General features: G+C 68.5%; 25 protein-coding genes. 14 read left to right on the top strand and 11 right to left on the bottom strand.

Translation table 11 applies throughout. The annotated features are described in order from the left end of the window. Positions 1–88: 88 nt before the first annotated feature. Positions 89–2185: an AAA family ATPase gene (locus tag ACQY5A_RS14940; protein WP_428341103.1), complete on the bottom strand. Its 2097-nt coding sequence runs from the start codon at positions 2183–2185 to the stop codon at positions 89–91. Positions 2186–2269: 84 nt separating this feature from the next. Here ACQY5A_RS14940 and ACQY5A_RS14945 point away from each other — a divergent pair, with 84 nt between their 5' ends. From ACQY5A_RS14945 to ACQY5A_RS14975, 7 genes are all read left to right on the top strand, one after another. After that, positions 2270–2833 (top strand): TIGR00730 family Rossman fold protein, encoded by a 564-nt coding sequence (locus ACQY5A_RS14945; protein WP_428341104.1) that lies wholly within the window; start codon positions 2270–2272, stop codon positions 2831–2833. Positions 2834–2896: 63 nt separating this feature from the next. Beyond that, the gene (fadD6, locus tag ACQY5A_RS14950; protein WP_428341105.1) at positions 2897–4678 is read left to right on the top strand and encodes a long-chain-acyl-CoA synthetase FadD6; all 1782 of its coding nucleotides are present in this window, start codon (positions 2897–2899) and stop codon (positions 4676–4678) included. A gap of 261 nt (positions 4679–4939) precedes the next feature. Continuing rightward, positions 4940–5764, top strand: coding sequence for a dihydropteroate synthase (folP, locus tag ACQY5A_RS14955; RefSeq protein WP_428341525.1), 825 nt, complete (start codon positions 4940–4942; stop codon positions 5762–5764). Further along, positions 5761–6729 carry a glucosyl-3-phosphoglycerate synthase gene (locus tag ACQY5A_RS14960; protein WP_428341106.1) on the top strand — a complete coding sequence of 323 codons (969 nt, stop codon included), beginning with the start codon at positions 5761–5763 and terminating at the stop codon, positions 6727–6729. The genes folP and ACQY5A_RS14960 overlap by 4 nt, the downstream gene beginning before the upstream one ends. Before the next feature lie 15 nt (positions 6730–6744). Further along, positions 6745–7086, top strand: coding sequence for a DivIVA domain-containing protein (locus tag ACQY5A_RS14965; protein ID WP_428341107.1), 342 nt, complete (start codon positions 6745–6747; stop codon positions 7084–7086). Then, positions 7073–7690 carry a DNA-3-methyladenine glycosylase I gene (locus ACQY5A_RS14970; protein WP_428341108.1) on the top strand — a complete coding sequence of 206 codons (618 nt, stop codon included), beginning with the start codon at positions 7073–7075 and terminating at the stop codon, positions 7688–7690. The genes ACQY5A_RS14965 and ACQY5A_RS14970 overlap by 14 nt, the downstream gene beginning before the upstream one ends. Positions 7691–7828: 138 nt before the next feature. Then, positions 7829–7996, top strand: a complete 168-nt coding sequence (locus ACQY5A_RS14975; protein WP_003406247.1) for a DUF3117 domain-containing protein — start codon at positions 7829–7831, stop codon at positions 7994–7996. A 9-nt stretch (positions 7997–8005) separates the two neighbouring features. Here ACQY5A_RS14975 and glgA read toward each other — a convergent pair whose 3' ends face one another. Further along, positions 8006–9184: a glycogen synthase gene (glgA, locus tag ACQY5A_RS14980; RefSeq protein ID WP_428341109.1), complete on the bottom strand. Its 1179-nt coding sequence runs from the start codon at positions 9182–9184 to the stop codon at positions 8006–8008. Between the two features lie 168 nt (positions 9185–9352). On the opposite strand from glgA, the gene glgC reads away from it, so the two are divergent. Next, positions 9353–10567: a glucose-1-phosphate adenylyltransferase gene (gene glgC, locus ACQY5A_RS14985; RefSeq protein WP_428341110.1), complete on the top strand. Its 1215-nt coding sequence runs from the start codon at positions 9353–9355 to the stop codon at positions 10565–10567. Between the two features lie 70 nt (positions 10568–10637). Here the strand turns inward: glgC and ACQY5A_RS14990 are convergent, their stop codons facing one another. From ACQY5A_RS14990 to ACQY5A_RS15005, 4 genes are all read right to left on the bottom strand, one after another. Then, complete coding sequence (locus tag ACQY5A_RS14990) at positions 10638–12272, bottom strand: ABC transporter permease (RefSeq protein ID WP_428341111.1); 1635 nt, start codon at positions 12270–12272, stop codon at positions 10638–10640. After that, the gene (locus ACQY5A_RS14995; RefSeq protein ID WP_428341112.1) at positions 12269–13168 is read right to left on the bottom strand and encodes an ATP-binding cassette domain-containing protein; all 900 of its coding nucleotides are present in this window, start codon (positions 13166–13168) and stop codon (positions 12269–12271) included. Before ACQY5A_RS14995 ends, ACQY5A_RS14990 begins: the two co-directional genes overlap by 4 nt. Then, a complete protein-coding gene (locus ACQY5A_RS15000) occupies positions 13155–13802 on the bottom strand; it encodes a TetR family transcriptional regulator (protein ID WP_428341113.1) in 648 nt (215 codons plus the stop codon). The genes ACQY5A_RS14995 and ACQY5A_RS15000 overlap by 14 nt, the downstream gene beginning before the upstream one ends. A gap of 164 nt (positions 13803–13966) precedes the next feature. Next, positions 13967–14623, bottom strand: coding sequence for an O-methyltransferase (locus tag ACQY5A_RS15005; protein ID WP_428341114.1), 657 nt, complete (start codon positions 14621–14623; stop codon positions 13967–13969). 188 nt (positions 14624–14811) lie between these two features. Between ACQY5A_RS15005 and sigE the strand changes: the two genes are divergently transcribed. The 4 genes from sigE (at position 14812) to tatB (ending at position 18095) form a co-directional block, all read left to right on the top strand. Then, on the top strand, positions 14812–15573 hold the full coding sequence (gene sigE / locus ACQY5A_RS15010; RefSeq protein ID WP_428341115.1) for an RNA polymerase sigma factor SigE: 762 nt from the start codon (positions 14812–14814) through the stop codon (positions 15571–15573). 133 nt (positions 15574–15706) lie between these two features. Then, on the top strand, positions 15707–16111 hold the full coding sequence (gene rseA, locus ACQY5A_RS15015; RefSeq protein WP_428341116.1) for an anti-sigma E factor RseA: 405 nt from the start codon (positions 15707–15709) through the stop codon (positions 16109–16111). Between the two features lie 86 nt (positions 16112–16197). Continuing rightward, on the top strand, positions 16198–17700 hold the full coding sequence (htrA, locus tag ACQY5A_RS15020; RefSeq protein ID WP_428341117.1) for a serine protease HtrA: 1503 nt from the start codon (positions 16198–16200) through the stop codon (positions 17698–17700). Then, the gene (gene tatB, locus ACQY5A_RS15025; RefSeq protein ID WP_428341118.1) at positions 17700–18095 is read left to right on the top strand and encodes a Sec-independent protein translocase protein TatB; all 396 of its coding nucleotides are present in this window, start codon (positions 17700–17702) and stop codon (positions 18093–18095) included. Before htrA ends, tatB begins: the two co-directional genes overlap by 1 nt. Positions 18096–18120: 25 nt before the next feature. On the opposite strand, the gene ACQY5A_RS15030 is transcribed toward tatB, so the two are convergent. The 4 genes from ACQY5A_RS15030 to ACQY5A_RS15045 form a co-directional block, all read right to left on the bottom strand. Next, a complete protein-coding gene (locus ACQY5A_RS15030; protein WP_428341119.1) occupies positions 18121–19251 on the bottom strand; it encodes an Mrp/NBP35 family ATP-binding protein in 1131 nt (376 codons plus the stop codon). A gap of 46 nt (positions 19252–19297) precedes the next feature. Then, the gene (locus tag ACQY5A_RS15035) at positions 19298–20695 is read right to left on the bottom strand and encodes a lytic transglycosylase domain-containing protein (protein WP_428341526.1); all 1398 of its coding nucleotides are present in this window, start codon (positions 20693–20695) and stop codon (positions 19298–19300) included. A 324-nt stretch (positions 20696–21019) separates the two neighbouring features. After that, positions 21020–21553 carry a DUF1003 domain-containing protein gene (locus ACQY5A_RS15040; RefSeq protein ID WP_428341120.1) on the bottom strand — a complete coding sequence of 178 codons (534 nt, stop codon included), beginning with the start codon at positions 21551–21553 and terminating at the stop codon, positions 21020–21022. Next, positions 21550–22845, bottom strand: coding sequence for a magnesium transporter MgtE N-terminal domain-containing protein (locus ACQY5A_RS15045; RefSeq protein WP_428341121.1), 1296 nt, complete (start codon positions 22843–22845; stop codon positions 21550–21552). Before ACQY5A_RS15045 ends, ACQY5A_RS15040 begins: the two co-directional genes overlap by 4 nt. 23 nt (positions 22846–22868) lie before the next feature. On the opposite strand from ACQY5A_RS15045, the gene ACQY5A_RS15050 reads away from it, so the two are divergent. Continuing rightward, a complete protein-coding gene (locus ACQY5A_RS15050) occupies positions 22869–23840 on the top strand; it encodes an HpcH/HpaI aldolase/citrate lyase family protein (RefSeq protein WP_428341122.1) in 972 nt (323 codons plus the stop codon). A gap of 5 nt (positions 23841–23845) precedes the next feature. Here the strand turns inward: ACQY5A_RS15050 and ACQY5A_RS15055 are convergent, their stop codons facing one another. Further along, entirely contained in the window at positions 23846–24406 is a 561-nt protein-coding gene (locus ACQY5A_RS15055; protein ID WP_428341123.1) for a DUF4190 domain-containing protein, read from the bottom strand. A 198-nt stretch (positions 24407–24604) separates the two neighbouring features. On the opposite strand from ACQY5A_RS15055, the gene ACQY5A_RS15060 reads away from it, so the two are divergent. Continuing rightward, positions 24605–25129 carry a general stress protein gene (locus ACQY5A_RS15060; RefSeq protein WP_428341124.1) on the top strand — a complete coding sequence of 175 codons (525 nt, stop codon included), beginning with the start codon at positions 24605–24607 and terminating at the stop codon, positions 25127–25129. The last annotated feature ends 1 nt before the right edge of the window (position 25130 follow it).

A 25130-nucleotide genomic window follows, 5' to 3' on the forward strand; every position in this document is an offset into this window, starting at 1 on the left:
CAGGGGTACTGCATCCGTCCGACAGATTCCGTCGAGCATGTTCGACATACTCGATATGCTAGGTGCTGGCTGACCGCTGTGCCACCCGCTACGCTTGCGCGGAAGCATCGGCGGACGCGGCACGCATTCCCCGGTCGGCCAAATCGGCGGCAACCTCGGCCAGGGCCACCGCGTCGCCGTGAGCCAATGCCCGGGCATGCGCCAGCGTCAGCCGCCCCAGCACGCAATTCACTTCGCCTGCCAGCCGGCCGGCCCGCTGCACGGCCCGGACGTCGCCGAGGCGGACGCCGTCCTGCAACGCGCGCAGCGCGATCGCTGTCTGCCCGCCGCGTTCCGCGGTCTGCACCGCTTCCCGAGCGGCTTCGATGGCGCCGGTGGTGTCGCCGTGAGCCGACTTCGACCACGCCTTCGCCAGCGCCAACTCCGGCGCGAACAACAACGACTTCAGGCCGTGTAATGATTCGGCCCGGCTGAAAGCCTTTGCGGCGTGCAACTGTTCACCTTGTTGGCCGAGCGCCTGAGCCAGCAGCATCAGCGACAGCGGACCCCAGGAGTAGCCGGTGCGGGCCAGCGGGTCGGCGGCCCGGCTGAGCAACCTCACGGCGGCGTCGAAGTCGCCCTGCGCGATCGCGACGTAACCCACCAGCGTCTCGCCGATCGCCCGGCCCGGCTGCTGCAACTCGGCGAAGTCGGTGTAGCGCTGGGCCAGCGTGCGCGCCTCGGTCACCCGGCCGGCCATCACCAGCGCGGTGATCCGGCCGAAGCCGCTGGTGAACCGCAAGAGCCCGGGATGGTCGGCAGCGGTCGCGCGGCGGGCCAGCGCCTCGACGTCGGCGAACTGTCCGGCGCGGGCCGAGCTCAGCGCCGCCGCCGATGCCGCCCACCCCACCGCCACCGCGTCGGCGTACGGCGACTCCAGCACCTCACCGGCGATCCGCAGCGTGCGCAGCGGCGTGCCCGCGTTCATCGCGAAGGTGGCCGACAGCGCGTCCAGGGTGGCCTGCGCGCCCGGCGACGCGACCCGGCTGCGGGTGGTCTGGAGAAATGCGGTGGCCTGCGCCGGCTCGCTGAGCATCCAGAACTGGTTGGCCGCCCGTGGGAGTGCCCACGCCATCAGCTCCGACGGCGACAACTGGCCCGGGTCCACCGCGGCCAGCACCAAGTCGGCTTCTCGTCCGCGGCCCTGCCAGGCCAGCGCGTAGCCGAGCGCCAGCCGCGCGGCCAGCCCATCCGCGCGGTCCAGCGCCGCGCGGGCCAGCCGTTCGGCGAGCGTGAGTTCCCCGAACCGCAGCGCCTCCTGCGCCGCGGTCACCAGATCGATGTCCGGAGCGTCGGTGGCCGGGCAACCTGCGGCCAGCGCGGCCACGCGCAGCCGGTCGCCGAGGTGATCGGCCGGGCCGGCCGCGAGCCGTTCGATCAGCGACATGCGCAGTGCCCGCGCGGTGTCCGGCGGCAGGGCCGCGCCCGCGCGGGCGGTGTAGAGCGGATGCGCCGGGTAGACCATCGCGTCGCCGTCGACCGTGACGGCATCGACCACTTCGGCCTGCTCGACGGCGTCGTTGCCGGCCAACACTGTCAGGTCGTCACGTTGCAGCGGTGTGGTCAGCGACAGGTAGTCCAGCACCGTACGCGCCGGCGACGGCAGACCGGACAGGAAGTCGTCGACCAGCGACGGTAGGGCGGACGCGACGGCCGCATCCAGCGGGCCGAGCTCGATCCGGGTCAACAACCCGTCGTCCCACAACGCCCGGATAGCGTCGGGCAACTCCGCGTCGGAACGGACCGTGACGATCAGCCGGGCCGCGCCGCTCAGGGCCAGCTGATAGACCAGGGTGGCCGACATCCGATCGAGGTAGTGGGCGTCGTCGACGACGAGAAGCTGCTGCTCGCCGGTGAGTTGGCCCTGCGCGGCGCGCAGCACCTCCGCCGGTCGTGCGGCGTCGCCGGCATCGGCGCCGGCCAGCAGCCCGCGGAACGCGCCGAACGGAATGACCTGCTCGGTCGCGGTGCCCACCACCCAGCGCACGGGCGCTTTCGATGTCTCAGCGGTGGCGCGGGCCAGCAGCGTCTTGCCGACACCGTCGGCTCCGAGGATCGCCACGCCGGACCGCTGCGGATCGGCCACGGCGGCCTCGATGTCACGCAGCACGGCATCCTGCGGCGCGGCAACCCACGGAGTCGGCACGGCCGGAGTTTATGGCGCACGCACCGGACCGCATGCGATTAGGCCCAAATGCGCTCGGCGGCAAGGGTGGTTTACGTTTCGTCTATGCCCCACGAACGCGATGCACCGCGGCCGCACGCGGTCTGCGTGTACTGCGCGTCGGGGCCCACCGATCCCGAGCTGCTGGCGCTGGCCGCCGACGTCGGCGAGGCGATCGCCATGCGCGGCTGGACGCTGGTCTGGGGCGGCGGCAACGTCTCGGCGATGGGCGCGCTGGCCACCGCCGCCCGGGCCCGCGGCGGCTGGACTGTCGGCGTCATCCCGCACGCGCTGGTACGCCGCGAAGTCGCCGACCACGACGCCGACGAGCTGATCGTCACCGACACGATGCGCGAGCGTAAACAGATCATGGAGGACCGCGCCGACGCGTTCCTGACGTTGCCGGGCGGCATCGGCACGCTCGAGGAGTTCTTCGAGGTCTGGACCGGCGGGTATCTCGGGATGCACGACAAGCCGGTGGTGCTGCTGGACCCCAGCGGGCACTTCGACGGGCTGCGCGCCTGGTTGTCCGGGCTGGTGAAGAGCGGATACGTCGCACAGGGCGCGATGGATCAGTTGGTGGTCGTCGACGATGTTGCGGCGGCAATCGCCGCCTGTACACCCCGCTGAGCGCATCGGTTTCGGCTGGATAGGGTGGCCGTCATCTGCTGGTGCGCGAAATGAGGGTGGGCTGTGTCCGAAAATAACTCCGGTGAGCACAAGTCGATCGGTGTGCTCGATATCGCGTCCCAGGTGCCCGGCCTGTTGGCCGACGCTCCGGTGATCGTCCGCGGAGTGCTCACCGGGCTGCTGCCGCAGTCGAATTCCAAGGCCTCGATCGGCAAAGTATTCCAGGATCGCGCCGCCCGCTATGGCGACCGGGTGTTCCTCCGGTTCGGTGACCAGCAGCTGACCTATCGTGAGGCCAACGCCACCGCCAACCGTTACGCGGCGGTGCTGGCTGCCCGCGGCGTCGGCCGCGGCGACGTCGTCGGCATCATGCTGCGGAATTCGCCCAACGCCGTGCTGATGATGCTGGCCACGGTCAAGTGCGGTGCGATCGCCGGCATGCTCAACTACCACCAGCGCGGCGAGGTGCTGGCCCACAGCCTGGGTCTGCTGAACGCCAAAGTCATGGTTGCCGAGTCCGATCTGATCGACCCCGTGGACGAGTGCGGCGGACTGGACATCGCCCCGACGACCATCGAGGAGATGGAACGCCTGGCGGCCACCGCGCCCACCACCAACCCGCCGTCGGCGTCGGCCGTGCTGGCCAAGGACACCGCGTTCTACATCTTCACCTCCGGCACCACCGGCCACCCCAAGGCCAGCGTGATGACCCACAAGCGCTGGCTGGCTGCGCTGGCCGCGTTCGGCGGACTTGGCTTGCGGCTCAAGGGTTCTGACACGCTGTACAGCTGCTTGCCGCTATACCACAACAATGCGCTGACCGTCGCTATCGGCTCGGTGATCAACTCCGGGGCGACGCTGGCACTGGGCAAGTCGTTCTCCGCGTCGCGGTTCTGGGACGAGGTAATCGCCAGCAACGCAACGGCTTTCATCTATATCGGCGAGGTGTGCCGGTACCTGTTGAACCAGCCCGCCAAGCCGACCGACCGGACGCACCAGGTGAGGCTGATCGCGGGTAATGGCCTGCGCCCGGAGATCTGGGACGAGTTCGTCACCCGGTTCGGCATCGCCCGGGTCTGCGAGTTCTACGCGGCCAGCGAAGGCAACACCGCGTTCATCAACATCTTCAACGTGCCGCGCTCGACCGGCTTCACGCCGATGCCCGCGGTGTACGTGCATTACGACCCCGACACCGGCGCACCGCTGCGTGGCGAGGACGGACGGGTGCAGAAGGTCCCCGCCGGCGAGCCCGGTCTGCTGCTCAGCCCGGTTACCCGGTTGCAGCCCTTCGACGGCTACACCGATCCGAAGGCAAGCGAAAAGAAGTTGGTGCGCAACGCCTTCCGCAAGGGCGATTGCTACTTCAACACCGGCGACGTGATGAGCCCGCAGGGCATGCGCCACGCCGCCTTCGTCGACCGGCTCGGCGACACCTTCCGCTGGAAGGGCGAGAACGTCGCCACCACACAGGTGGAGCGGGCGCTGGGGTCCGACAAGTCCATCGAGGAATGCACGGTCTTCGGGGTCGAGATCCCCAACACCGGCGGACGGGCCGGAATGGCCGCGGTCAAGCTGCGCGACGGCGCCGACTTCGACGGTAAGGCGGTTGCCGGGACCGTCTTCGGGCAATTGCCGACCTATGCGATGCCGCTGTTCATTCGGGTGGTGGACGACCTGGAACACACCAGCACATTCAAGAGCCGCAAGGTCGACCTGCGCGAGCAGGCCTACGGTCCCGACATCGAGGATCCGCTGTACGTGCTGGCCGGACGCGACGAGGGGTACGTGCCGTTCTACGACGGCTACGCCGACGACGTCGCCGGCGGGAAACGACCGCAAGGCTGAGCCCGGTCACACCCGCCACACCCGTACCGCCAGCTGGGTGCCACTCTTTTTCGGAATCGTGGTCGCATGCGATATCAGCAGGTCGGGTGATAGCGCCCGTGGTGCGAAAACGAAAAAAGAGAGCCGACCAACTCAGGTATTGAAGTGACTCGTGAGGTTCGACCTGCAGCTCGGCCGTCGCCCGGCGAGGCCAGCGGGCACCATGGAAGCGTGCAGTCCACCCTGTGCGGTCGCCGCGTGAGTGATGAGCGCGCACTGATCATGGCGATCGTCAACCGCACCCCGGATTCGTTCTACGACCGCGGCGCGAACTTCGCCGACGATGCAGCCCGAGCCGCGGTGCACCGTCTCATCGCCGAGGGCGCCGACGTGATCGACGTCGGCGGCGTCAAAGCGGGCCCGGGGCAGAGCATCGACGCGCACGCCGAGATCACCCGGGTGGTGCCGTTCATCGAGTGGCTGCGCGGCGCTTACCCGGACCAACTGATCAGCATCGACACCTGGCGGTCGGAGGTGGCCAGGCTGGCCTGCCGCGCGGGCGCGGACCTGATCAACGACAGCTGGGGCGGCTATGATCCCGCGATGCCCGAGGTAGCGGCCGAATTCGGTGCCGGACTGGTGTGCTCGCATACCGGCGGCGCGCGGCCGCGCACCCGTCCGTTCCGGGTCAGCTACGGCACCAGCACCCGCGGCGTGGTCGACGACGTCATCGACGAAGTCACCGCGGCGGCGCAGCGCGCCGTTGCCGCCGGGGTGGCTCGGGACCGTGTTCTGATCGACCCGACCCACGACTTCGGCAAGAACACCTTCCACGGGTTGGCGCTGTTGCGGCACATGGAAGATCTTGTAAACACCGGGTGGCCGATATTGATGGCGTTGAGCAACAAAGATTTCGTCGGGGAGACTCTTGGAGTGGACCTGACCGAGCGGCTGGAGGGAACCCTGGCCGCCACCGCGCTGGCAGCTGCGGCGGGCGCCCGGATGTTCCGGGTACACGAGGTCGGGCCAACCCGACGGGTGTTGGAGATGGTGGCGTCAATCAGTGGGCAACGCCCGCCGGCGCGCACCGTGAGAGGACTGGCATGACGGCATCTGAGCTGGTCGATCTCGCCGCGGCGGGGGCGCTGACCGCCGCACCCGGCGACGTCTGGCTGGCTGACCGTAGCTGGACCCGCCCACAGTGGACGGTTGCGGAGCTGGAGGCGGCCAAGGCCGGGCGCACGATCTCGGTGGTCCTGCCCGCACTCAACGAGGAAGACACTGTCGAATCGGTGATCGAAAGCATCTCTCCGCTGGTCGGCGGGCTGGTCGACGAGCTGATCGTGCTCGACTCGGGGTCCACCGACGACACCGAGATCCGCGCGATCGCCGCAGGTGCGCGCGTCGTCACCCGCGAGCAGGCGGTGCCCGAGATCGCGCCGCGGCCCGGTAAAGGCGAGGTGCTCTGGCGTTCGCTGGCGGCCACCAGCGGCGACTTCGTCGTCTTCGTCGACTCGGACCTGATCGAGCCGCATCCGATGTTCGTGCCGCGCCTGCTCGGCCCGCTGCTCACCGAGGACGGCGTTCACCTCGTCAAGAGCTTCTATCGGCGGCCGCTCAATGCCCACAACGCCAGCGGCCGCGAGGGCGCTACCGGCGGCGGGCGGGTCACCGAGCTGGTGGCCAGGCCGCTGCTGGCCGCGCTGCGACCCGAGCTGGGCTGCGTCCTGCAGCCGCTGGGCGGCGAATACGCCGCCACCCGAGAACTGCTGACGTCGGTGCCGTTCGCACCGGGTTACGGCGTTGAAATCGGTCTGCTGATCGACACTTACGACCGGCTGGGCCTGGACGCGATCGCCCAGGTGAACCTCGGCGTGCGGGCGCACCGCAATCGGCCGCTGGCCGAGCTGGGGCCGATGAGCCGTCAGGTCGTCGCGACGCTGCTGTCGCGCTGCGGCATCCCGGACTCTGGCGTGGGGCTGACCCAGTTCTTCGTCGACGGAGACGGCTACACCCCGCGCACCTCGACGGTGTCGCTGGCCGACCGGCCGCCGATGAACGCCATCCGGTAAGGCAATATCGACGCCGTGGCGTTGGTCTTGCTCTACGTGGTGGTCTTGGTCCTGGTAGCGGTCGTGCTGTTCGGGGTGGCGAGTCTGCTGTTCGGCCGCGGTGAGCCGCTGCCGCCGCTGCCCCGGGGGACGACGCCGACGGTACTGCCCGCATCGGGCGTGACGCGTGGGGACATCGACGCGGTCAAGTTCACCCAGACGCTGCGCGGATACAAGACCAGCGAGGTGGACTGGGTGCTGGATCGGCTGGGCCAGGAGCTCGACCTGCTGCGCGGCCAGCTGTCGTCGGTGCACGCCGCGGCCGCTGCGGAGGAGCCCGAAGACGACCCCGAGGACGTGGCCGGTGGCCACGACTGACGACGGCTTGGTCCGCTGCGACTGGGCGATCGGCAAGCCGGGCAGCGCCGATTTCGAGCTCTACCGCGACTACCACGACAAGGAATGGGGTCAGCCGCTGCATGGGCAGGTGCCGCTGTTCGAGCGGATGAGCCTGGAGGCCTTTCAAAGCGGGCTGTCCTGGCTGATCATCCTGCGCAAACGGGAAAATTTCCGGCGGGCCTTCGCCGGTTTCGACCCCGCGAAGGTGGCTCGCTTCACCGACGCCGACGTGGCCCGGCTGATGGCCGATGAGGGCATCGTCCGCAACCGGGCCAAGATCGTGGCGACCATTGCCAACGCCCGGGTTCTCGCCGACGGCTCGGACGACCTATCCGAGCTGCTGTGGTCCTTCGCGCCGGCCCGGCGGTGTCGCTCTCAAAGGCCCAAGGCCTTAGCCGATGTCCCCGCCACGACGCCGGAATCGACCGCTATGGCACGCGAATTGAAGCGTCGCGGGTTCCGCTTCGTCGGCCCCACGACCGCTTACGCGTTGATGCAGGCAACCGGAATGGTCGACGATCACCTGCGGGCTTGCTGGGTCCCATCCACCGGTGACGATGCGGCCCGGCGGGCGGTCCGCTGAGGAGGCGGACAGTTGGGCCGGAGCCGCGGACTGAAACGCCGAGCCGGAGGTCATGTGCACCCAGCGGCGACCATAGGGAACAATGGTCCGGGTGAATGTGCAGTTGACGGGCCAGCTCGAATGTGGAGGGAGCGCTGGATGGCGGCGATGAAGCCCCGGACCGGTGACGGTCCATTGGAAGCGACCAAGGAGGGGCGCGGCATCGTGATGCGGGTACCGCTGGAGGGCGGTGGCCGACTCGTCGTCGAGCTGACACCCGACGAAGCCGCTGCATTGGGCGACGAACTCAAAGGCGTCACCAGCTAGCTCCCGCCGTTACGCGCACACTTTCTGGTAGATCTCCAGCGTCTGCTGCGCGATCTGCGCCCAGGAGAACTCCGCGATGCAGCGTTGCCGTCCCGCCAGGCCGTAGCGCTGCGCCCGCTCCGGATCGGCGACCACTGCGTTGACGGCCTGCGCGATCCGGTTCTGGTAGCCGGCGGCGTCGTCAGCGTCGTAATGCACCAGCGAGCCGGTCACCCCGTCGTCGACCACCTCGGGTATGCCACCCACGTCGGAGGCGACGACCGCGGTGCCGCAGGCCATCGCTTCCAGATTGACGATCCCCAGCGGCTCGTACACCGACGGGCATACGAAAGCCGTTGCAGCCGAGAGAATCTCGCGAATTTTGCCGATCGGCAGCATCTCTCTGACCCAGAACACGCCGATCCGTGCATCGGCCAACTCGGCGACTCCGGCGCTCACCTCGGCGGCGATCTCCGGGGTGTCGGGAGCCCCGGCGCACAGCACCAATTGCACGTCGGGAGCGAAGTCGTGCGCGGCCGCCAGCAAATGGGAGAGGCCCTTCTGCCGGGTGATGCGGCCGACGAACGCGACGATGGGCCGGGTGAGGTCGACGCCGAGATCGGCCAACACCGACTCGCCCGGCACGGGCTGGCCCTCAGTCGGCTGGGCCGGATACCAGACCTCGGTGTCGATTCCGTTGCGCACGACGTGCACTCGGTTGGGATCGACGGTCGGGTAGACCTGCAGCACGTCATCCCGCATGCCCGAGCTGACGGCGATCACCGCGTCGGCGGCGTTGATCGCCGTCTGCTCGACCCATGACGAGATCCGGTAACCGCCGCCCAGCTGTTCGGCCTTCCACGGCCGCAACGGCTCCAGCGAATGCGCGGTCAGCACATGCGGCACGCCGTGCAGCAACGACGCCAGGTGCCCGGCCATCCCGGCGTACCAGGTGTGGCTGTGCACTACGGTGGCTTCGGCGGCGGCGCCGGCCATCACCAGATCCGACGACAGGGTCGCCAGCGCCGGGTTCGCGCCGCGCAGTTGGGTGTCCGGCTGACAGGCGTACGCGCCCGGCCGCGGTGCGCCCATGCAGTGCACCTCGACCTGACACAGGTTGCGCAGTTGCGCGACGAGCTCGGTCACGTGCACTCCGGCTCCGCCGTAGACCTCCGGCGGATACTCCCGAGTCATCATCGCCACACGCATACCCGGCACGGTAGTAGTCGCCGCCGAACCCCGCAGGGGCCGACCCCTTGCCGACATGTGAGCCTTGTCTAGGCGACAAGATCCAGGTTTGTTGATGGACAGTTGCGCAGCGTGGGTATTCGTCTACGTGATCTGGCACGGGTTCGCAGCGGCCGTTAGGGTTTTTGCATGAGGGAAGCACCGCACGTGCTGGGCATTGTGCTGGCCGGAGGTGAGGGCAAGCGGCTGTACCCCCTGACCGCCGACCGCGCCAAGCCCGCCGTTCCCTTCGGCGGTGCCTATCGACTGATCGACTTCGTGCTGTCCAATCTCGTCAACGCCCGGTATCTACGGATCTGCGTTCTCACGCAATACAAGTCGCACTCGCTGGACCGTCACATCTCGCAGAACTGGCGGTTGTCGGGTTTGGCCGGTGAATACATCACCCCAGTTCCGGCCCAACAGCGGCTCGGCCCGCGCTGGTACACCGGCTCGGCGGACGCGATCTATCAGTCGCTCAATCTGATCTACGACGAGGATCCGGACTACATCGTGGTTTTCGGCGCCGACCACGTCTACCGGATGGATCCCGAGCAGATGCTGGCCTTCCACGTCGAAAGCGGCGCGGGCGCCACGGTTGCCGGGATTCGGGTGCCCCGCGCGGAGGCGAGCGCGTTCGGCTGCATCGATGCCGACGAGTCCGGGCGCATCCGCAGCTTCATCGAGAAGCCGGTCGACCCGCCGGGAACGCCCGACGACCCGGAAGCCACCTTCGTGTCGATGGGGAACTACATCTTCACCACCAAGGTGCTCATCGACGCGATCCGCGCCGACGCCGACGAAGACAATTCCGATCACGACATGGGCGGCGACATCATCCCGCGACTGGTGTCCGACGGCCGGGCCGCGGTGTACGACTTCAACGACAACGACGTGCCCGGCGCCACCAACCGCGACCGCGGTTACTGGCGCGACGTCGGGACATTGGACGCGTTCTACGACGCCCACATGGATCTGGTGTCGGTGCACCCGGTGTTCAACCTCTACAACCGGCGCTGGCCGATTCTCGGTGCCTCGGAGAATCTGGCCCCGGCCAAATTCGTCAACGGCGGCTCCGCGCAGGAGTCGGTGGTGGGCGCGGGCAGCATCATTTCTGCGTCCTCCGTACGCAATTCGGTGCTGTCGTCCAATGTCGTGATCGACGACGGCGCGATCGTGGAGGGCAGCGTGATGATGCCGGGTGCGCGGGTCGGCCGCGGCGCGGTGGTCCGCCACGCGATCCTGGACAAGAACGTCGTCATCGGACCCGGCGAGATGGTTGGGGTGGACCTCGAGAAGGATCGCGAGCGCTTCGCGATCAGCGCCGGCGGCGTTGTCGCTGTAGGTAAGGGCATTTGGATCTAGCGCGGTCCACTTGCCGCGAGACAGCAGCCAGGGTTGTCGGCCGGCCTATTCCACAGCCGCTGCTACTGTTTCACGTTTGTACGTCCCGGCGGCGAAAAGCCGCCATCCCCAGCATGATCAGCGCGGCGTCGATCGCCAGCAGCACCAGCAGCGGAAAGGCAGTGAAGGCGTCGCGGGCGACCAGCGGCACGTGGGCGAACGGTTCGGCGTCGAGCACCCACTGCGGGAAGCCTGACAGCTCACCGATCAGGTACAGCGCGACGAAGCCGACCAGCACGCCCCAGGCCACCGGGCTGAATCGTGGCGCCAGCCCGAACAACGCGACGGTGACCGCGGCGGGCAGCCATACGGCCGGCACCTGCGCCAGCGCGGTGCCCACGGCCATCGGAAGCTTGCCGCTGACGTCGTGGGCGGCGATCCCGTAGGTCAACCCGGCGACGATCCCGGCGAACACGATCGCCAACGCCGACCCCGCCAGGGCGAGCACGAGATGACCTGTCAGCCAACGGGTTCGGCTCACCGATCCGCTCAACAGCGTCTCGGCCCGCTCGCCGGCCTCTTCCTGGTGCAGACGCAGGATCAGCGAGATCGCGAACGCGGCGGCCATCATGCCCAGCATGCAGAACGCGGCCGCGATGAACGCCTGTTCCACGACCTTGGTGCCACCCATCCGGACCACGATGTCGCGCGCATTGTCGCCACCGAGTTCGTCGCCGATGCCGTGCACGATGCTGCCGATCAGCATGCCGTAGAGGCACAGGCCGACGGTCCACAGCAGCAGAGCACCGCGGTCCAACCGCCAGGCCAGCCCGAAGGCGTTGCGCAGCAACGGTGTTGCGCCGGCCGGGCCCGGGCGTTCGGCGATCAGCCCGGCGCCGACGTCGCGGCCGGCCAGCAGCCGATAGGCCAGCGCGGTGAGCATCGCCGTCGCCGCCAGATGCAGCAGCAGCACCCACCACCGGTCGCCCGCGTACGGGCGGACCTGCAGCGACCAGCCCAGCGGCGAGAGCCACGACAATGCCGGCGAACCGGCGTCACCGGCGGCGCGCAGCGTGAAACCGGTTGCCAGAACGGCGAATGCGGCCCCGCGGGCGAACCGAGCGCTCGTAGAAAGTTGAGCTGTCACGGCGGCTACCGCGGTGAACACCAGACCGGAGCAGGCCAGCGCCGCGCCGAACGCCAGCGAGCCGTGCGCCGGACTGCTGGTGCCCAGCAGGCCGGCTGCACCGAGCGCACCCGTGAGTAGTGACGCGCCGAACGCCAACAGCACTGCGGCGGTCAGGTTGGCGTAGCGGCCGACGGCGGTGGAGTCGATCAGTTCGGCGCGGCCGGTTTCCTCGTCGGCGCGGGTGTGGCGGATGACGGTGAGGATGACCGCCACGCCAATCAGCAGATGGAACATGCCGGCTTTCCAGATGCCGGTCGCGCCGAGGCTGTCGTTGTAGATGTTTCCGTACAACGCCCGCTGCGCCGGGCTGGCCATGATGGTCGCGGCGAAGCCGGCACGGGCCGCCTGGTCCGGGTAGACCTTTTCGATACCGCCGATGTAGACGGTTGCCAGCGGCGTCGACAGCAGTAACACCCAGAGCGGCAACACGATCCGGTCGCGCCGCAGATACAGCCGGAGCATTCCGAGCGTCCCGGTGAAGGCCGACGCGCGCGAGGGGGCTTCGTGCGCCCCCGGGCGTTCCAGGGTGGCGGTCATCGGCGGGCCAGCTCACGGTCGTCGCCGTAGTGCCGCATGAACAGCTCCTCCAGCGTGGGCGGTTGGCTGACCAGGCTGCGGACGCCGGTATCACCGAGCACCCGGATGAGTTCGCCGAGTCCTTCGCTGTCGACGTGAGCGTGCAGCGTGGTGCCCTGGTAGCTCACGTCCGCGACGCCGCGGATGCGGGTGAGGTCGCCGGGGTCGCGGAGCAGGTCGGCGGTGATCGACGTCCGGCTGAGGTGCCGCATCGACTCCAGGGTCCCGCTTTCGACGGTTTTGCCGGCGCGGATGATCGTCACCCGCTGGCACAGCCGCTCGGTTTCGGCCAGGATGTGGCTGGACAGCAGCACGGTGGCGCCGCGGTCGCGTGCCTCGGCGACGCACTGCTGAAAGATGTTCTCCATCAACGGGTCCAGGCCGCTGCTCGGCTCGTCGAGGAGCATCAGCCGGGCCTGCGACGAGAAGGCGGAGATCAACGAGACCTTCTGCCGGTTTCCCTTGGAGTAGGTCCGCGCCTTCTTGTGCGGGTCGAGTTCGAAGCGGTCGATCAGCTCGGCGCGCCGCTTCTCATCGATGCCGCCGCGCATGCGGGCCAGCAGGTCGATGGTTTCGCCACCGGTCAGATTCGGCCAGAGCGTGACATCGCCGGGCACATAGGCGATCTGGCGGTGCAGGTCGACGGCGTCGGTCCAGGAGTCGCCGCCCAGCAGACGCGCGGCCCCGCTGTCGGCTTTCACCACGCCCAGCAGGATCCGGATCGTCGTCGACTTCCCGGCTCCGTTGGGCCCGAGGAAACCGTGCACCTCACCCTCCCGAACCGTCAGCTCCAAGCCGTCGAGCGCCCGCGCCTTACCGAAAGACTTTGTCAGATTGTGGATCTCAATCGGTTGCATGTGTGTCTCCTTCTTCTTCGGCTTGGGCCAAAAAGGCGTCGTACATGTGGCTGTCGGTCATCAGGCCGTCGGTGTACAGCTCGAGCGCGGGCAGCACCATGTCGTTGGCGTAGTCGCGCAGCACGGCCCGCAAATCGGTTGGGGTCTCGTGCATTTGGATGTAGAGCAAGAACCCGCCGCCGCCGGTGACGGCCAGATACTTGGCCCTTGCGGCCGGGTCCCGGCTGGGTTTGAGGATGCCGCTGCGGACACCCTCGTCCAGGTAGCTCCCGGCGTTGTCCATCATGGTGCGCCAGAAGGTCTTGGCCAGCTCGCCGCCGGCCTGCATGCTGCGGACGAGGTAGGCCATCAGCGGCGCGTATTCCTCGATCTCGGCCATCGCGGCGAACCAGGTCGCCGGGTCGCTGGAGTTCATCGCCTCGGACTTGCCGGTGCGGATCTCCTCGGCGACGTAGTCGTCGCAGGCCTTGCGCAACCCGTCCTTGGAGCCGAAGTGGTGGATGACGAGCGCCGCGCTCACCCCGGCCGCCTCGGCAATCGAGCGGAGTCCGACCCCGAAGCCCTGCTCGCCGAACTGCGCGATGGCCGCGTCGCGGATCCGGGCCACGGCCGTGAGGTCGTCGGCTGAACGCATGTTCAGTACATTAAACACTCGTTCAGTCAGACGTCAAGGGGGTGTGGTCGAAATGCCGCACGGCGCGGGAATCGCGGGAATTGTTGCGCCATGACCACGGTGGAGTCGTGTCGTCCGTCTGTCACGGCCAAGAAAGTAGTCGAGGGTGCTGCAGGGCTGACAAATCAGTCGCGGACGGCGGCCAGCAGACCATCGCCGAGCGGCACCAGAGCCGGAGTCAGCTGCTCGTTCTCGGCGATCAGCCGCGCCGCCTCGCGGACCGCCGCCACCTCGGCGTCGTGTGCCGAAGGGTCGCCGGCCCGTCCGCCGGCGGCCGCGCCGTGCAGGACGATCACACCGCCGGAGCGCAACAGCCGAACCCCTTCGACCACGTAATCGGGCTGGTCGAGCGGGTCGGCGTCGACGAACACCAAGTCGTAGGAGTCGTCGGCCAGCCGGGTCAGCACGTCCTGGGCCCGACCACTGATCAGCCGGGTCCGCGACGGCCCAATACCCGCATCGGAAAACGCCTCCTTGGCGATCCGCTGGTGCTCGGGCTCGATGTCGATCGTGGTCAGCACGCCGTCGTCGCTCATCCCGGACAGCAACCACAGGCTGCTGACTCCGGCACCGGTGCCCACCTCGACGACGGCCTTACCGCCGCTGAGCTTGGTCAGCAGGCTGAGCAGCGCGCCGACCGCCGGTGTGACGGCGCCGGCGCCGATGTCGGCGGCGCGCTCACGGGCCGCCAGCAGCACGCTGTCTTCGGAGATCGAGCCCTCGGCGTGCGCCGTCAGCGAGTCGGCCCGACTCGTCCCTGGTGTGCGGTCGGTCGTGGCCATGGCGTGAGCGTATGTCCAACCCTCGCCGCGCGCAGTCAGGCGCGCCCCGCGACACGCGCAACGGATCGGTGTGATCGAAACGTAATATGGACGATAGGGCCTGGCCAACGGGGGTTCCTGCGCCATTCTCAGTGAAAGCTCAGTGCGGTCATATCCGGCACACACTCCGATAGACGACGGTATCTCCCATGGAGCGTGGAGGCCGCTGGTCCGGGAATACATCCCGCAATCTGCGCGTTGCCCGCGGTGATGCGTTGCCAAGTATCAACAGCAGCCTGAACCCGGAGGAACTGAACATCGCGACTTTGATGAGCCCGTCGAGCATGTCGCATCCTGAGCGGTACCGCGACGCCGACTGGGTCGAGCCGGCGGATGAGCCGTACGGCACCGCGGTTTTCGACGCGACCGGCGACAAGACGGCCATGCCGTCCTGGGACGAGCTGGTTCGCCAACACGCCGACCGGGTCTACCGACTGGCTTACCGCCTTTCCGGCAGTCAGCACGACGCCGAAGATCTGACCCAGGAGACGTTCATCCGGGTCTTCCGGTCGGTGCAGAACTACCAGCCGGGCACCTTCGAAGGCTGGTTGCACCGCATCACCACCAACCTGTTCTTGGACATGGTGCGCCGTCGCAGCCGGGTTCGGATGGAAGCCCTGCCCGAGGACTACGACCGGGTGCCGGCCGACGAACCCAACCCCGAACAGATCTACCACGACGCCCACCTGGGTCCCGACCTGCAGGCGGCGCTGGATTCGCTGCCGCCGGAATTTCGTGCCGCGGTGGTGCTGTGTGACATCGAAGGACTGTCCTACGAGGAAATCGGCGCCACGCTCGGCGTCAAGCTCGGGACCGTCCGCAGCCGTATCCACCGCGGACGCCAAGCGCTGCGGGATTATCTGGCCACACACTCGGACAGCGCCGTCGGCGCCGAGGGCCTCACGAGCTAAGACACAGGCAGCCTGATCGGCTGTTCATTGATGTTCGGTATCGGTCGGCGCGCTACATTCGAACTAGGGCCGCGCGTGATCGTGTCGCGCCAGGTGGTCTCGAGAAGGCGCGACGCGATACCGAGAGGAGTTGATGATGGTCGAGCGGGGACATGTGTTCCGCCGGGCCTTCTCCTGGCTTCCCGCGCAGTTCGCCTCGCAGAACGACGCGCCGGTCGGTGCGCCGCGGCAATTCGGCTCCACCGAGCACCTGTCGATCGAGGCGATCTCGGCCTTCGTCGACGGCGAACTGCGGATGAACGCCCACCTGCGCGCCGCGCACCACATCTCGCTGTGCGCGGATTGCGCCGCCGAAGTGGACGGCCATCGTCGGGCCCGGGCCGCGCTGCGCGACTCGCACCCGATCCGAATCCCGAGCACGCTGCTGGGATTGCTGTCGCAGATACCGCACTGCCCACCCGACGACGACGCGGAGACCCAGCTGATGCGCGATCGACTCTCCGGCGGCAGCAAGCAAGATCCCCCAGAGCCTCGGTAGGGTGGTTACCAGTTTCGCCAAGCCGGTGCCCGGCGCCGTGCTCGAGTCCATAGCGCTTGTGTGCCCAGCGCTCGGAAGAGGATGACGTGAGCCCCGATCAAGACAACAACGGCGCCCCCCGGCTGGCGCCGCGTCCCGTGTCCCGGCCGCCGGTCGACGCCGCGTCGAGTCAGGCCTTCGGCCGTCCCGACGGCGTGCAGGGATCGTTCGTCGCCGAGCGGGTCCGCCCGTCGAAGTACCGCGAGGCCGGCGAGTTCACGCCGCACACCGAACCCACCGACCCGGTTCTCACCGAAGCGTTCGGCCGCCCGTTCCCGGGGGTCGACTCCCTGCAGCGCCATCCGGCCGATGCCGGTGCGCTCGAAGACGGTAAAGCCGGCGACGAACTCGAGGATCCCGAAGACCCGTGGCGCGACCCGGGCGCCGCCGCCGCGCTGGGTGAGCCTGCGGTGTCGCGCGCCGGCGCTCAGGGCCCCGAGCTCTCGCACGACCGGCTCGGTGTGCGCGACGTTCTGTTCGGCGGACGGGTGTCCTACCTGGCGCTGGCCGTGCTCGGCGTGCTGGCATTGCTGATCGGTCTGGTCGGCGGTGTGGTCGGCCGCAAGACGGCCGAGGTCGTCGAGGCGTTCACCACGTCCAAGGTGACCTTGTCGACCAACAACAACAGCGAGGCTCCGGCCGGCCGGTTCGCCAAAGTTGCTGCGGCGGTGGCGGATTCGGTGGTCACGATTCAGTCGATCAGCGATCAAGAGGGCATGCAAGGCTCCGGCTTCGTGGTCGATGGTCGCGGTTACATCGTCACCAACAACCACGTCATCTCCGAAGCGGCCAACAACCCGAGCCAGTACAAGACCACCGTCGTATTCAACGACGGCAAGGAAGTGCCGGCCCATCTGGTCGGTCGCGACCCCAAGACGGACCTGGCGGTGCTCAAGGTCGACAACGTCAACAACCTCACGGTGGCCAAGCTCGGTGACTCCGACAAAGTTCGTGTCGGCGACGAGGTCCTGGCCGCCGGTGCGCCGCTGGGTCTGCGCAGCACCGTGACGCACGGCATCATCAGCGCGCTGCATCGCCCGATTCCGTTGTCGGGGGAGGGTTCTGACACCGACACCGTGATCGACGGCGTCCAGACCGACGCATCCATCAACCACGGAAACTCCGGTGGCCCGCTGATCGACATGGACTCCCAGGTCATCGGCATCAACACGGCCGGCAAGTCGCTGTCCGACAGCGCCAGCGGGCTCGGCTTCGCGATTCCGGTCAATGAGGCGAAAATCGTCGCGCAGACCCTGATCAAGGACGGCAAGATCGTCCACCCGACGCTGGGCCTGAGCGCCCGGTCGGTGAGCAACGCGGTCGCACAGGGCGCACAGGTGGCCAACGTCAAAGCCGGCGGCCCGGCCGAAAAGGGCGGCGTGCTCGAGAACGACGTGGTGGTCAAGGTCGGCAACCGCGGTGTGGCCGACGCCGACGAATTCGTTGTTGCCGTGCGGCAGTTGACCGTGGGACAGCCCGCCCCGATCGAGGTGGTGCGCGACGGCCGACACGTCACGCTCACGGTGACCCCGGGGCCGGACGGCGGCTAATGTTCGGCAATGTCGGCTGGGGTGAGATCCTGGTCCTCATCGTGGTCGGCCTGGTCGTCCTGGGACCCGAGCGCCTGCCCGGCGCGATCCGCTGGACGTCGAGCGCACTGCGACAGGCCCGCGACTACCTCAGCGGCATGACGACCCAGTTGCGCGAGGACATCGGCCCCGAATTCGACGACCTGCGTGAACCGCTGTCCGAACTGCAGAAGCTACGCGGTATGACGCCGCGGGCGATGCTGACCAAGCACCTTCTCGACGGCGACGACTCGCTGTTCACCAGCTTCGACCAGCCGATCAACGGTGCGGCGAAGTCCGCTGCGGCTCAACCGATTACGCCGCATCAGGCGCAACCCTCGGGCGGCCCGGCGCCGTTCGACACCGACGCTACCTGAGCTGTGCGACGACGCGCTGCAGAGCTCAGCGCCGGCTGGTGTCCAATCCCAGCGACATGCCGGCCAACCCACGGCGTCGCGCCGACAACGCATCGGCGACCTTGTTCAGCTCCTTGCCGACGGCCGAGTCGGGGGCGCTGAGAACGACCGGAAGCCCGGCGTCGCCGGCCGCGACCAGCGCGGGGTCCAGCGGAATCTGCCCGAGCAGCGGCACGTCGACGCCCATAGTGCGGGTCAGCCGCTCCGCGACCTGCACGCCGCCGCCTTCGCCGAACACCTGCATCGTCGAGCCGTCCGGCAACACCAACCCGGACATGTTCTCCACTACGCCGAGGACGCGTTGTTTGGTCTGCAGCGCGATGCTGCCGGCCCGTTCGGCGACTTCGGCGGCCGCTAGTTGCGGCGTCGTCACGACGATGATCTCGGCGTTCGGGATCAGCTGAGCGACCGAGATCGCGATGTCGCCGGTGCCCGGCGGCAGGTCGAGCAGCAGCACGTCCAAGTCGCCCCAGTACACGTCGGCCAGAAACTGTTGCAACGCCCGGTGCAGCATCGGGCCCCGCCACACCACCGGGGTGTTCTCCTGAGTGAACTGGGCGATCGAGATGACTTTCACCTCGTGCGCGATCGGCGGCAGGATCATCGACTCCACCTGGGTGGGCCGGTCGGTGGTGCCCATCATCCGCGGGATCGAGTGGCCGTGGATGTCAGCATCGAGCAGCCCGACCGATATCCCGCGCGCGGCCATCGCCGCGGCAAGGTTGACCGTCACCGTCGACTTGCCGACGCCGCCTTTGCCGGAGGCGACGGCGTAGACCCGGGTCAGCGAACCTGGCTGGGCGAACGGTATGACCGGCTCGCGGGAGTCGCCGCGCAACAGCTTGCGTAGTTCGGTGCGTTGCTCGTCGTTCATCACGTCGAGGGTGACTCGGACCGCCGCGGTGCCCGGCACGTCGGCGACGGCTTGGCGGACCCGGTCGGTGATCTCGGTCTTCTTCGGGCAGGCGTCGGTGGTGAGGTAGATCTCGATGTGCACATCGCCGCCGGGGCTCAGCTCGATACCTTTGACCATCCCGAGTTCGGTGATGGGGCGGCGAAGTTCGGGATCGATCACCTTGGCCAGCGCGGCGCGAATGTGTGCAGTCGGATCAGACATCACTGCCGAGTCTAGTGCCGCGACGAAGCGGCCCGGTACGGGCCGGTCAGGCCGGGGGAGCCTGGGGTGCCGGGGCCGGCGCAACCGGCGGCACGGGAGCGGGAGCCGGTGGTACTGGAGCCGGCGCGACCGGTGGCACGGGAGCGAGAGCAGCCGGTGGCACGGGAGCGGGAGCAGCCGGCGGAATCGAAGCGGGAGCGGGAGCAGCCGGTGGTGCGATGGGCGGTGAGAAGGGCGCGAACGCGGGCGGCGGAGTGGTCGGCGGCGCGAAAGGGGCGAAGGGGGCGAACGGCGCCGGTGCGCCCGGAGGTGCCATCGGGTTCGCCGGCGGCGTGTTGTCCTGCACGGGCCCCGGCGATTGCTGGCCAATGCAGATCACCGTGCACGACGGACCGTAGGCGGCCGGTCCCTGCACCGACCACGGCTGGCCGTTACCGGGGTTGCCGCTGAGGTCGATCAACGGCATCCGGGCCAGCGGGTCGGTGGCCGCCAGGCCGTGCATGTTCATCGGGAGGTTGGGTCCGAGGCCTTCGCCGTGCTCGAGGTGAGCGTCGCCCAGCGGCGGCGCCGGCCCGGTCAGCGGCGGCAGGTCGACCGGGACCACGCCGGTCGCGTAGGCCGCGGCCCAGCCCAGCACGTTCTGGGCGTACGGCATCGAGTTGTTGTAACGCAGGATCGACGACAAGACCTGCGACTGGTCACGCAGGTTCAGCCCGCCGCTGCACAGGTAGCGGGCAGCGGCCAGGGTGGCGTCGTAGAGGTTCTGCGGATCGGCCGTCCCGTCGCCGTCGCCGTCGGCGGCATAGCGTGCCCAAGTGCCCGGCAGGAACTGCATCGGCCCCATCGCGCGGGCGTAGTTGACCCGTCCCGCGGCACTGCTCTGAACGATCACCTCGTTGCCGGGCAGCGTCCCGTCCAGCGTGGGCCCGTAGATCGGTCGGACCGCGGTGCCGCGCGCGTCGGTGGCGCCGCCGTTGGCGTGGCCCGACTCGATGCGCCCGATTCCGGCGAGCAGGTTCCAGCTGATGCCGCAGCCCGGTTCGGCGGTGGCCATCATTCGTTCGGCATTGCGGTATGCGGTCAGCGCCATCGCCGGAATGCCCAAGGTGCCCGGCGCACTCACCACGAGACTGGGCGGGGGAGCCGACGCGGCGGCTTCGGCGACGTGGAAACCGATCTTCGGGTGCAGGGTGGCGATGACCAGCGGCCCGGTCGGGTCGGTGGACGCCCGGGCGACCGCGGCAACCGGGGTGACCGCGGTGTCGCGAGGTGTCGACTTGGTCAAAGGGAACGGCGGAGCACCGGCGCCGTCGACGCTGGAGTAGATCAGGCAGGCGATCATCGCGACGCCGAATGCCGGCGACTTGGCGCCGCCGGCCAACGTTTGCTGGACGGCCGAGGTGGCGGACCGCGCTGCCGCCGCGACCGCGTCGTATCCCTCCATGACGAGGTCGTAGGCGTACAGGATTCTCAGGTTGTCTGCCGCATGAAACGCCGCGTCGCCGATCGTTGACGCCGTATTGGTCACGACTGCAGGCAGTTTGGGGACTTTTGGCATGCGAAGAACCGGCTTGCGCATCTTTGCAAGGGCCGGACGTACGCCCATGCGTCCCCCTACCCGCACTCGCCTGCCTAGTCTTCGAGGGTTGTGGGGCCCGCGATCTCGCGTGAGCCTCGTGAACTAGGTCACCATACATAACACCGGTGACTCCAGTGACAACAATGACGGACTCTCTGCCTGTGAAAACGCCCGGTGAGAGCAGCTGTGTCAATGAGACGAAGCGGCGTGCCGATCGACCCCGTCATCGGTGCCCGGACGGGGGTCGGGGGGCCGGTGTTGCAGGAGATCACGCAGGTCTTCCAGCTCGCGGCGCAGGGACTCCCGGGTCTTCGCGACGTCGCCGATCGCCAGCCTCAGCGCGGCCAGTTCGCGCGCCAGGTATTCGGTGTCGGCTTTGGTTTCCTCGGCGCGTCGCCGATCCTGATCGAGGGTGACGCGGTCGCGGTTCTCCTGGCGATTCTGGGCCAGCAGGATCAGCGGCGCCGCGTAGGCGGCCTGAGTGGAAAACGCGAGGTTGAGCAGGATGAACGGGTAAGGGTCCCAGCGCAGGCCGACCGCGAAGACGTTCAGCAGGATCCAGACGAACACCACGATGGTCTGCATCAGCAGGTAGCTGCCGGTGCCGAAGAAGCGGGCGATCGCCTCGGTGAAGTTCCCGACGGCGTCAGCGTCCAGTCGCGGCGCCGACAGTCGCGAGACGCGCGGGGTGTAGAGCCGCGAGCGCGGCGCGGACTTGCTCATGCCATGCCTCGCGCAATGCCCAGCGCCGGCTCTTCGGTGGTGTCGCGCCAGTCGTGCGGCAGCAGGTGGTCCAGCACGTCGTCGACGGTGACCGCGCCCAGCAGGTGATGCTGCGCGTCGACCACCGGACCGCAGACCAGGTTGTAGGCGGCGAAGTAGCGGGTCAGCACGGCCAGCGACGTGTCGGGTTCGAGCCACGGCAGATCCGCGTCGACAATGCCTCCGACCAGCATGGACGGTGGCTCGCGCAGAAGCCGCTGCAGGGCTACACAGCCGAGGTACTGGCCGGTCGGGGTGGCCGTCGGCGGGCGGACCACCAGCACCAGCGACGACAGCGCGGGCGTCAGGTCCGGGTCGCGCACCCGGGCCAGTGCCTCGGCGACCGACGTGTCCGGCGTCAACACCACCGGTTCGGGGGTCATCAACCCGCCCGCGGTGTCGGGTGAGTGCTTCAACAGCCGCCGCACCGGGTCGGACTCCTCGGGGTCCATCTGCCGCAGCAGCCGCTCAGCCAGCGTCGGGTTCATCGTGCCGAGCAGGTCGGCGGCGTCGTCGGGATCCATCTCCTCGAGCACGTCCGCGGCGCGCTCGTCACCCAACTGCACCAGCAGCTCGGCCTGCTCTTGCTCCGGCAGCTCCTGTAGGACGTCGGCCAGCCGGTCGTCGTCGAGGGCCGAGACCACCTCGTAGCGCCGCTTCACCGGCAGCTCGCGCACCGCGTCGGCCACCTCGATCGGCCGCCACTTCTCGAACTCATGCAACAGCTGCGCGACGGCCTGGCCGGGCATCGCCAGCGCCGACGGGGTCAGTCCCTGCACGTTGCGCCAACCCACGATGTGGGTGGTGCTGCGCCGGCCGAGCCGTCGCGGCACCCGCACCGACACCCGCGTGACCATCCAGTCCCGGGTTCGGCTCTGCTCCAAACCCAGGTCGGTGACGACGACGTCGGTGTCGGCGAGCTGTGGCAGTTCGGGGTCGGTGACCCGCACCCTGGTGTCCACGATCTGGCCCAGCACCAGAACCTCACCGGGCCGCTGCTCGAACCGGAGCATCGAGACATTGTTGGTGATGAGCGTGACCGCGTTGGGCTCGATCGAGGCCACCCGCAGGATAGGAACGAAAATTCTTCGGCGCGAAGCCATTTCGACGACGATCCCGAGAACCCTGGGTTGCTGGCGAACGATGCTGATGCTGACCACGACGTCGCGTACGCGCCCGAGGGATTCGCCCATCGGGCCCAGGACCAGCATTCGTGCCAGGCGCGCGGCGTACACCCTGTTGATCGAGGCCATAGTTCAAAGGGTAGGAGTGGGGTGTGAACAACGCGTACCGGCCCCGCCGCACGTGCCTGTCCGTGCCGGGCAGCAGCCAGAAGATGATCGACAAGTCCAAAGGTCTTCCCGCCGACCAGGTCTTCCTCGATCTGGAGGACGCCGTAGCCGTGGACGCCAAGGCCGACGCCCGCGGCCGGGTGGCCGCCGCGCTGGCCGCGCCCGGATGGGCCGGACAGTTGCGCGGGGTGCGGGTCAACGACTGGACCACACCGTGGACGCACGCCGACATCATCGAGGTGGTCGCCGCCGTCGGCGCGGCGCCGGACGCCAAGCTCGACGTGGTGGTGTTGCCGAAAGTCTCTGAGGTGTCCCATGTCCAGGCGCTCGACCTGCTGTTGACCCAACTGGAGACGGTGCACGGACTGCCGGTGGGTGAGATCGGCATCGACGCGCAGATCGAGGACGCGCGTGGGCTGACGAACATCAACGCGATCGCCTTGGTGCCACGGGTTCAGGCTCTGGTGCTCGGGCCCGCGGATCTGATGGCGAACCTGAACACCCGCACGCTGGTCGTCGGTGAGCAGCCTGAGGGCTATGACGTCGGCGACGCCTACCACCACGTGCTGATGACGATCCTGGTCGCCGCCCGCGCCCACGGCAAAGCGGCCGTCGACGGTCCCTACCTCAAAGTCCGTGACACCGAAGCATTCCGGCGGGTGGCGGGCCGTTCGGCGGCGTTGGGCTACGACGGCAAATGGGTGCTGCACCCCGACCAGATCGCGGCCGGCAACGAGATCTTCAGCCCGCGGCAAGCCGATTACGATCACGCAGAACGGATCCTGGAGGCCTACGAGTGGCACACCTCGGCCGCCGGCGGTGCCCGGGGCGCGGTGATGCTCGGCGACGAGATGCTCGACGAGGCCAGCCGCAAGATGGCTCTGGTGATCGCCGCGAAAGGTCGCGCGGCGGGCATGGAACGACAGGGCGATCCGTTCGTGCCGCCGACCGGCTAGCCGGCTTAGGCGACCCCGAACATCGGCGAATGGAACGCCGCAGCCGCGACGATGACCATCACCAGCACGAGCAGCGCCGCGGTGCCCGCCCCGATCGCGATCCCGGCGATGGCCAGCCCGCGCCCCTGCTGGCCGCGTTGCTTGATCTGATTGAGCGCGATACCGCCCATCACCGCGCCCGCGACGGGAATCACCCACCCGATGTAACAGAAGATGGCCAGCGGAATGCCGAGTAGGACTCCGGCGATCGAGGTGATCAGCGACGCGACGGCAAGCCCGTTGGTCTGCTGCGAGGGATAGCCCTGATACGGGTCGTACGAGCCGGGATACATCGGCGGCCCATAACCGCCCGGGCCACCGGGGCTGCCATAGGGCGGCGGCGGGGGACCGCCGAAGCCGCCCGGGGCCCCGCCGTATCCGGGCGGCCCGTAGGCCGGCGGCGGCTGTGCTGGGTACGGGTAGTCGGGGTAGTTCACCGGCGCCTGCGGATCCACCGGCGGATGCTGGTAGGGCTGCCATTGGCCCGGCTGGTCGCGGTAGGGCTCACCGCCGCCCGGTGCTGTCATGGTGTTCAACCTAGCGCGGCGAGCGACGTTGACTCTGCGCTGAAGGCCTCAGCCACTCGCACTTATGCGCCCTGGAGGCAGAGTCAATGGGCGAGCGGCGCGCCGTCGACGCAGCGTGGCCAAGTGTTCGCGCAGGTAATCACCGCGGTTCGACGGTGGCAGCGACTCGGCTGCGGCCGACGGCGCACAATGAAACCCATGAGCAGCCCTTTTCAGCCCGGACAGGTTCCCGCACCCGGCACCCCGGCAGGGAGCCGGCGTGCTCCCGGATTGCCCACGCCGCCGAAAGGCTGGCCGGTCGGGTCATACCCCACCTACGCTGAAGCGCAGCGCGCGGTCGACTACCTGTCCGATCAGCAGTTCCCGGTGCAACAGGTCACGATCGTCGGGGTGGACCTGATGCAGGTCGAACGGGTGACCGGGCGGTTGACCTGGCCGAAAGTGTTGGGCGGCGGCGTGATCAGCGGCGCGTGGCTGGGCTTGTTCGTCGGGTTGATGCTGAGCCTGCTGTTCTCCAGCCCGCACCCGCTGGAGGCGCTGACCACCGGCCTGGTCGCGGGCGTGTTCTTCGGCCTGATCACCTCCGCGATTCCGTATTCGATGGCGCGGGGCACCCGGGACTTCAGCTCCACGCTGCAACTTGTGGCGGGCCGCTACGACGTTCTCTGCGATCCGCAGAACGCTGAACAGGCGCGGGATCTGCTGGCCCGGTTGGCCATCTGAG

Origin of the sequence: Mycobacterium sp. (assembly GCF_965277065.1) — a bacterium.
GTDB lineage: Bacteria > Actinomycetota > Actinomycetes > Mycobacteriales > Mycobacteriaceae > Mycobacterium.

Coding starts and splice junctions, on each gene's coding strand:
- ACQY5A_RS14945 (WP_428341104.1), top strand. CDS start 2,270: ATGCCCCACGAACGCGATGCACCGCGGCCGCACGCGGTCTGCGTGTAC.
- folP (WP_428341525.1), top strand. CDS start 4,940: ATGGCGATCGTCAACCGCACCCCGGATTCGTTCTACGACCGCGGCGCG.
- ACQY5A_RS14960 (WP_428341106.1), top strand. CDS start 5,761: ATGACGGCATCTGAGCTGGTCGATCTCGCCGCGGCGGGGGCGCTGACC.
- ACQY5A_RS14975 (WP_003406247.1), top strand. CDS start 7,829: ATGGCGGCGATGAAGCCCCGGACCGGTGACGGTCCATTGGAAGCGACC.
- glgA (WP_428341109.1), bottom strand. CDS start 9,184: ATGCGTGTGGCGATGATGACTCGGGAGTATCCGCCGGAGGTCTACGGC.
- glgC (WP_428341110.1), top strand. CDS start 9,353: ATGAGGGAAGCACCGCACGTGCTGGGCATTGTGCTGGCCGGAGGTGAG.
- ACQY5A_RS14990 (WP_428341111.1), bottom strand. CDS start 12,272: ATGACCGCCACCCTGGAACGCCCGGGGGCGCACGAAGCCCCCTCGCGC.
- ACQY5A_RS14995 (WP_428341112.1), bottom strand. CDS start 13,168: ATGCAACCGATTGAGATCCACAATCTGACAAAGTCTTTCGGTAAGGCG.
- ACQY5A_RS15000 (WP_428341113.1), bottom strand. CDS start 13,802: ATGCGTTCAGCCGACGACCTCACGGCCGTGGCCCGGATCCGCGACGCG.
- ACQY5A_RS15005 (WP_428341114.1), bottom strand. CDS start 14,623: ATGGCCACGACCGACCGCACACCAGGGACGAGTCGGGCCGACTCGCTG.
- sigE (WP_428341115.1), top strand. CDS start 14,812: ATGGAGCGTGGAGGCCGCTGGTCCGGGAATACATCCCGCAATCTGCGC.
- rseA (WP_428341116.1), top strand. CDS start 15,707: ATGATGGTCGAGCGGGGACATGTGTTCCGCCGGGCCTTCTCCTGGCTT.
- tatB (WP_428341118.1), top strand. CDS start 17,700: ATGTTCGGCAATGTCGGCTGGGGTGAGATCCTGGTCCTCATCGTGGTC.
- ACQY5A_RS15030 (WP_428341119.1), bottom strand. CDS start 19,251: ATGTCTGATCCGACTGCACACATTCGCGCCGCGCTGGCCAAGGTGATC.
- ACQY5A_RS15035 (WP_428341526.1), bottom strand. CDS start 20,695: ATGGAGGGATACGACGCGGTCGCGGCGGCAGCGCGGTCCGCCACCTCG.
- ACQY5A_RS15040 (WP_428341120.1), bottom strand. CDS start 21,553: ATGAGCAAGTCCGCGCCGCGCTCGCGGCTCTACACCCCGCGCGTCTCG.
- ACQY5A_RS15045 (WP_428341121.1), bottom strand. CDS start 22,845: ATGGCCTCGATCAACAGGGTGTACGCCGCGCGCCTGGCACGAATGCTG.
- ACQY5A_RS15055 (WP_428341123.1), bottom strand. CDS start 24,406: ATGACAGCACCGGGCGGCGGTGAGCCCTACCGCGACCAGCCGGGCCAA.
- ACQY5A_RS15060 (WP_428341124.1), top strand. CDS start 24,605: ATGAGCAGCCCTTTTCAGCCCGGACAGGTTCCCGCACCCGGCACCCCG.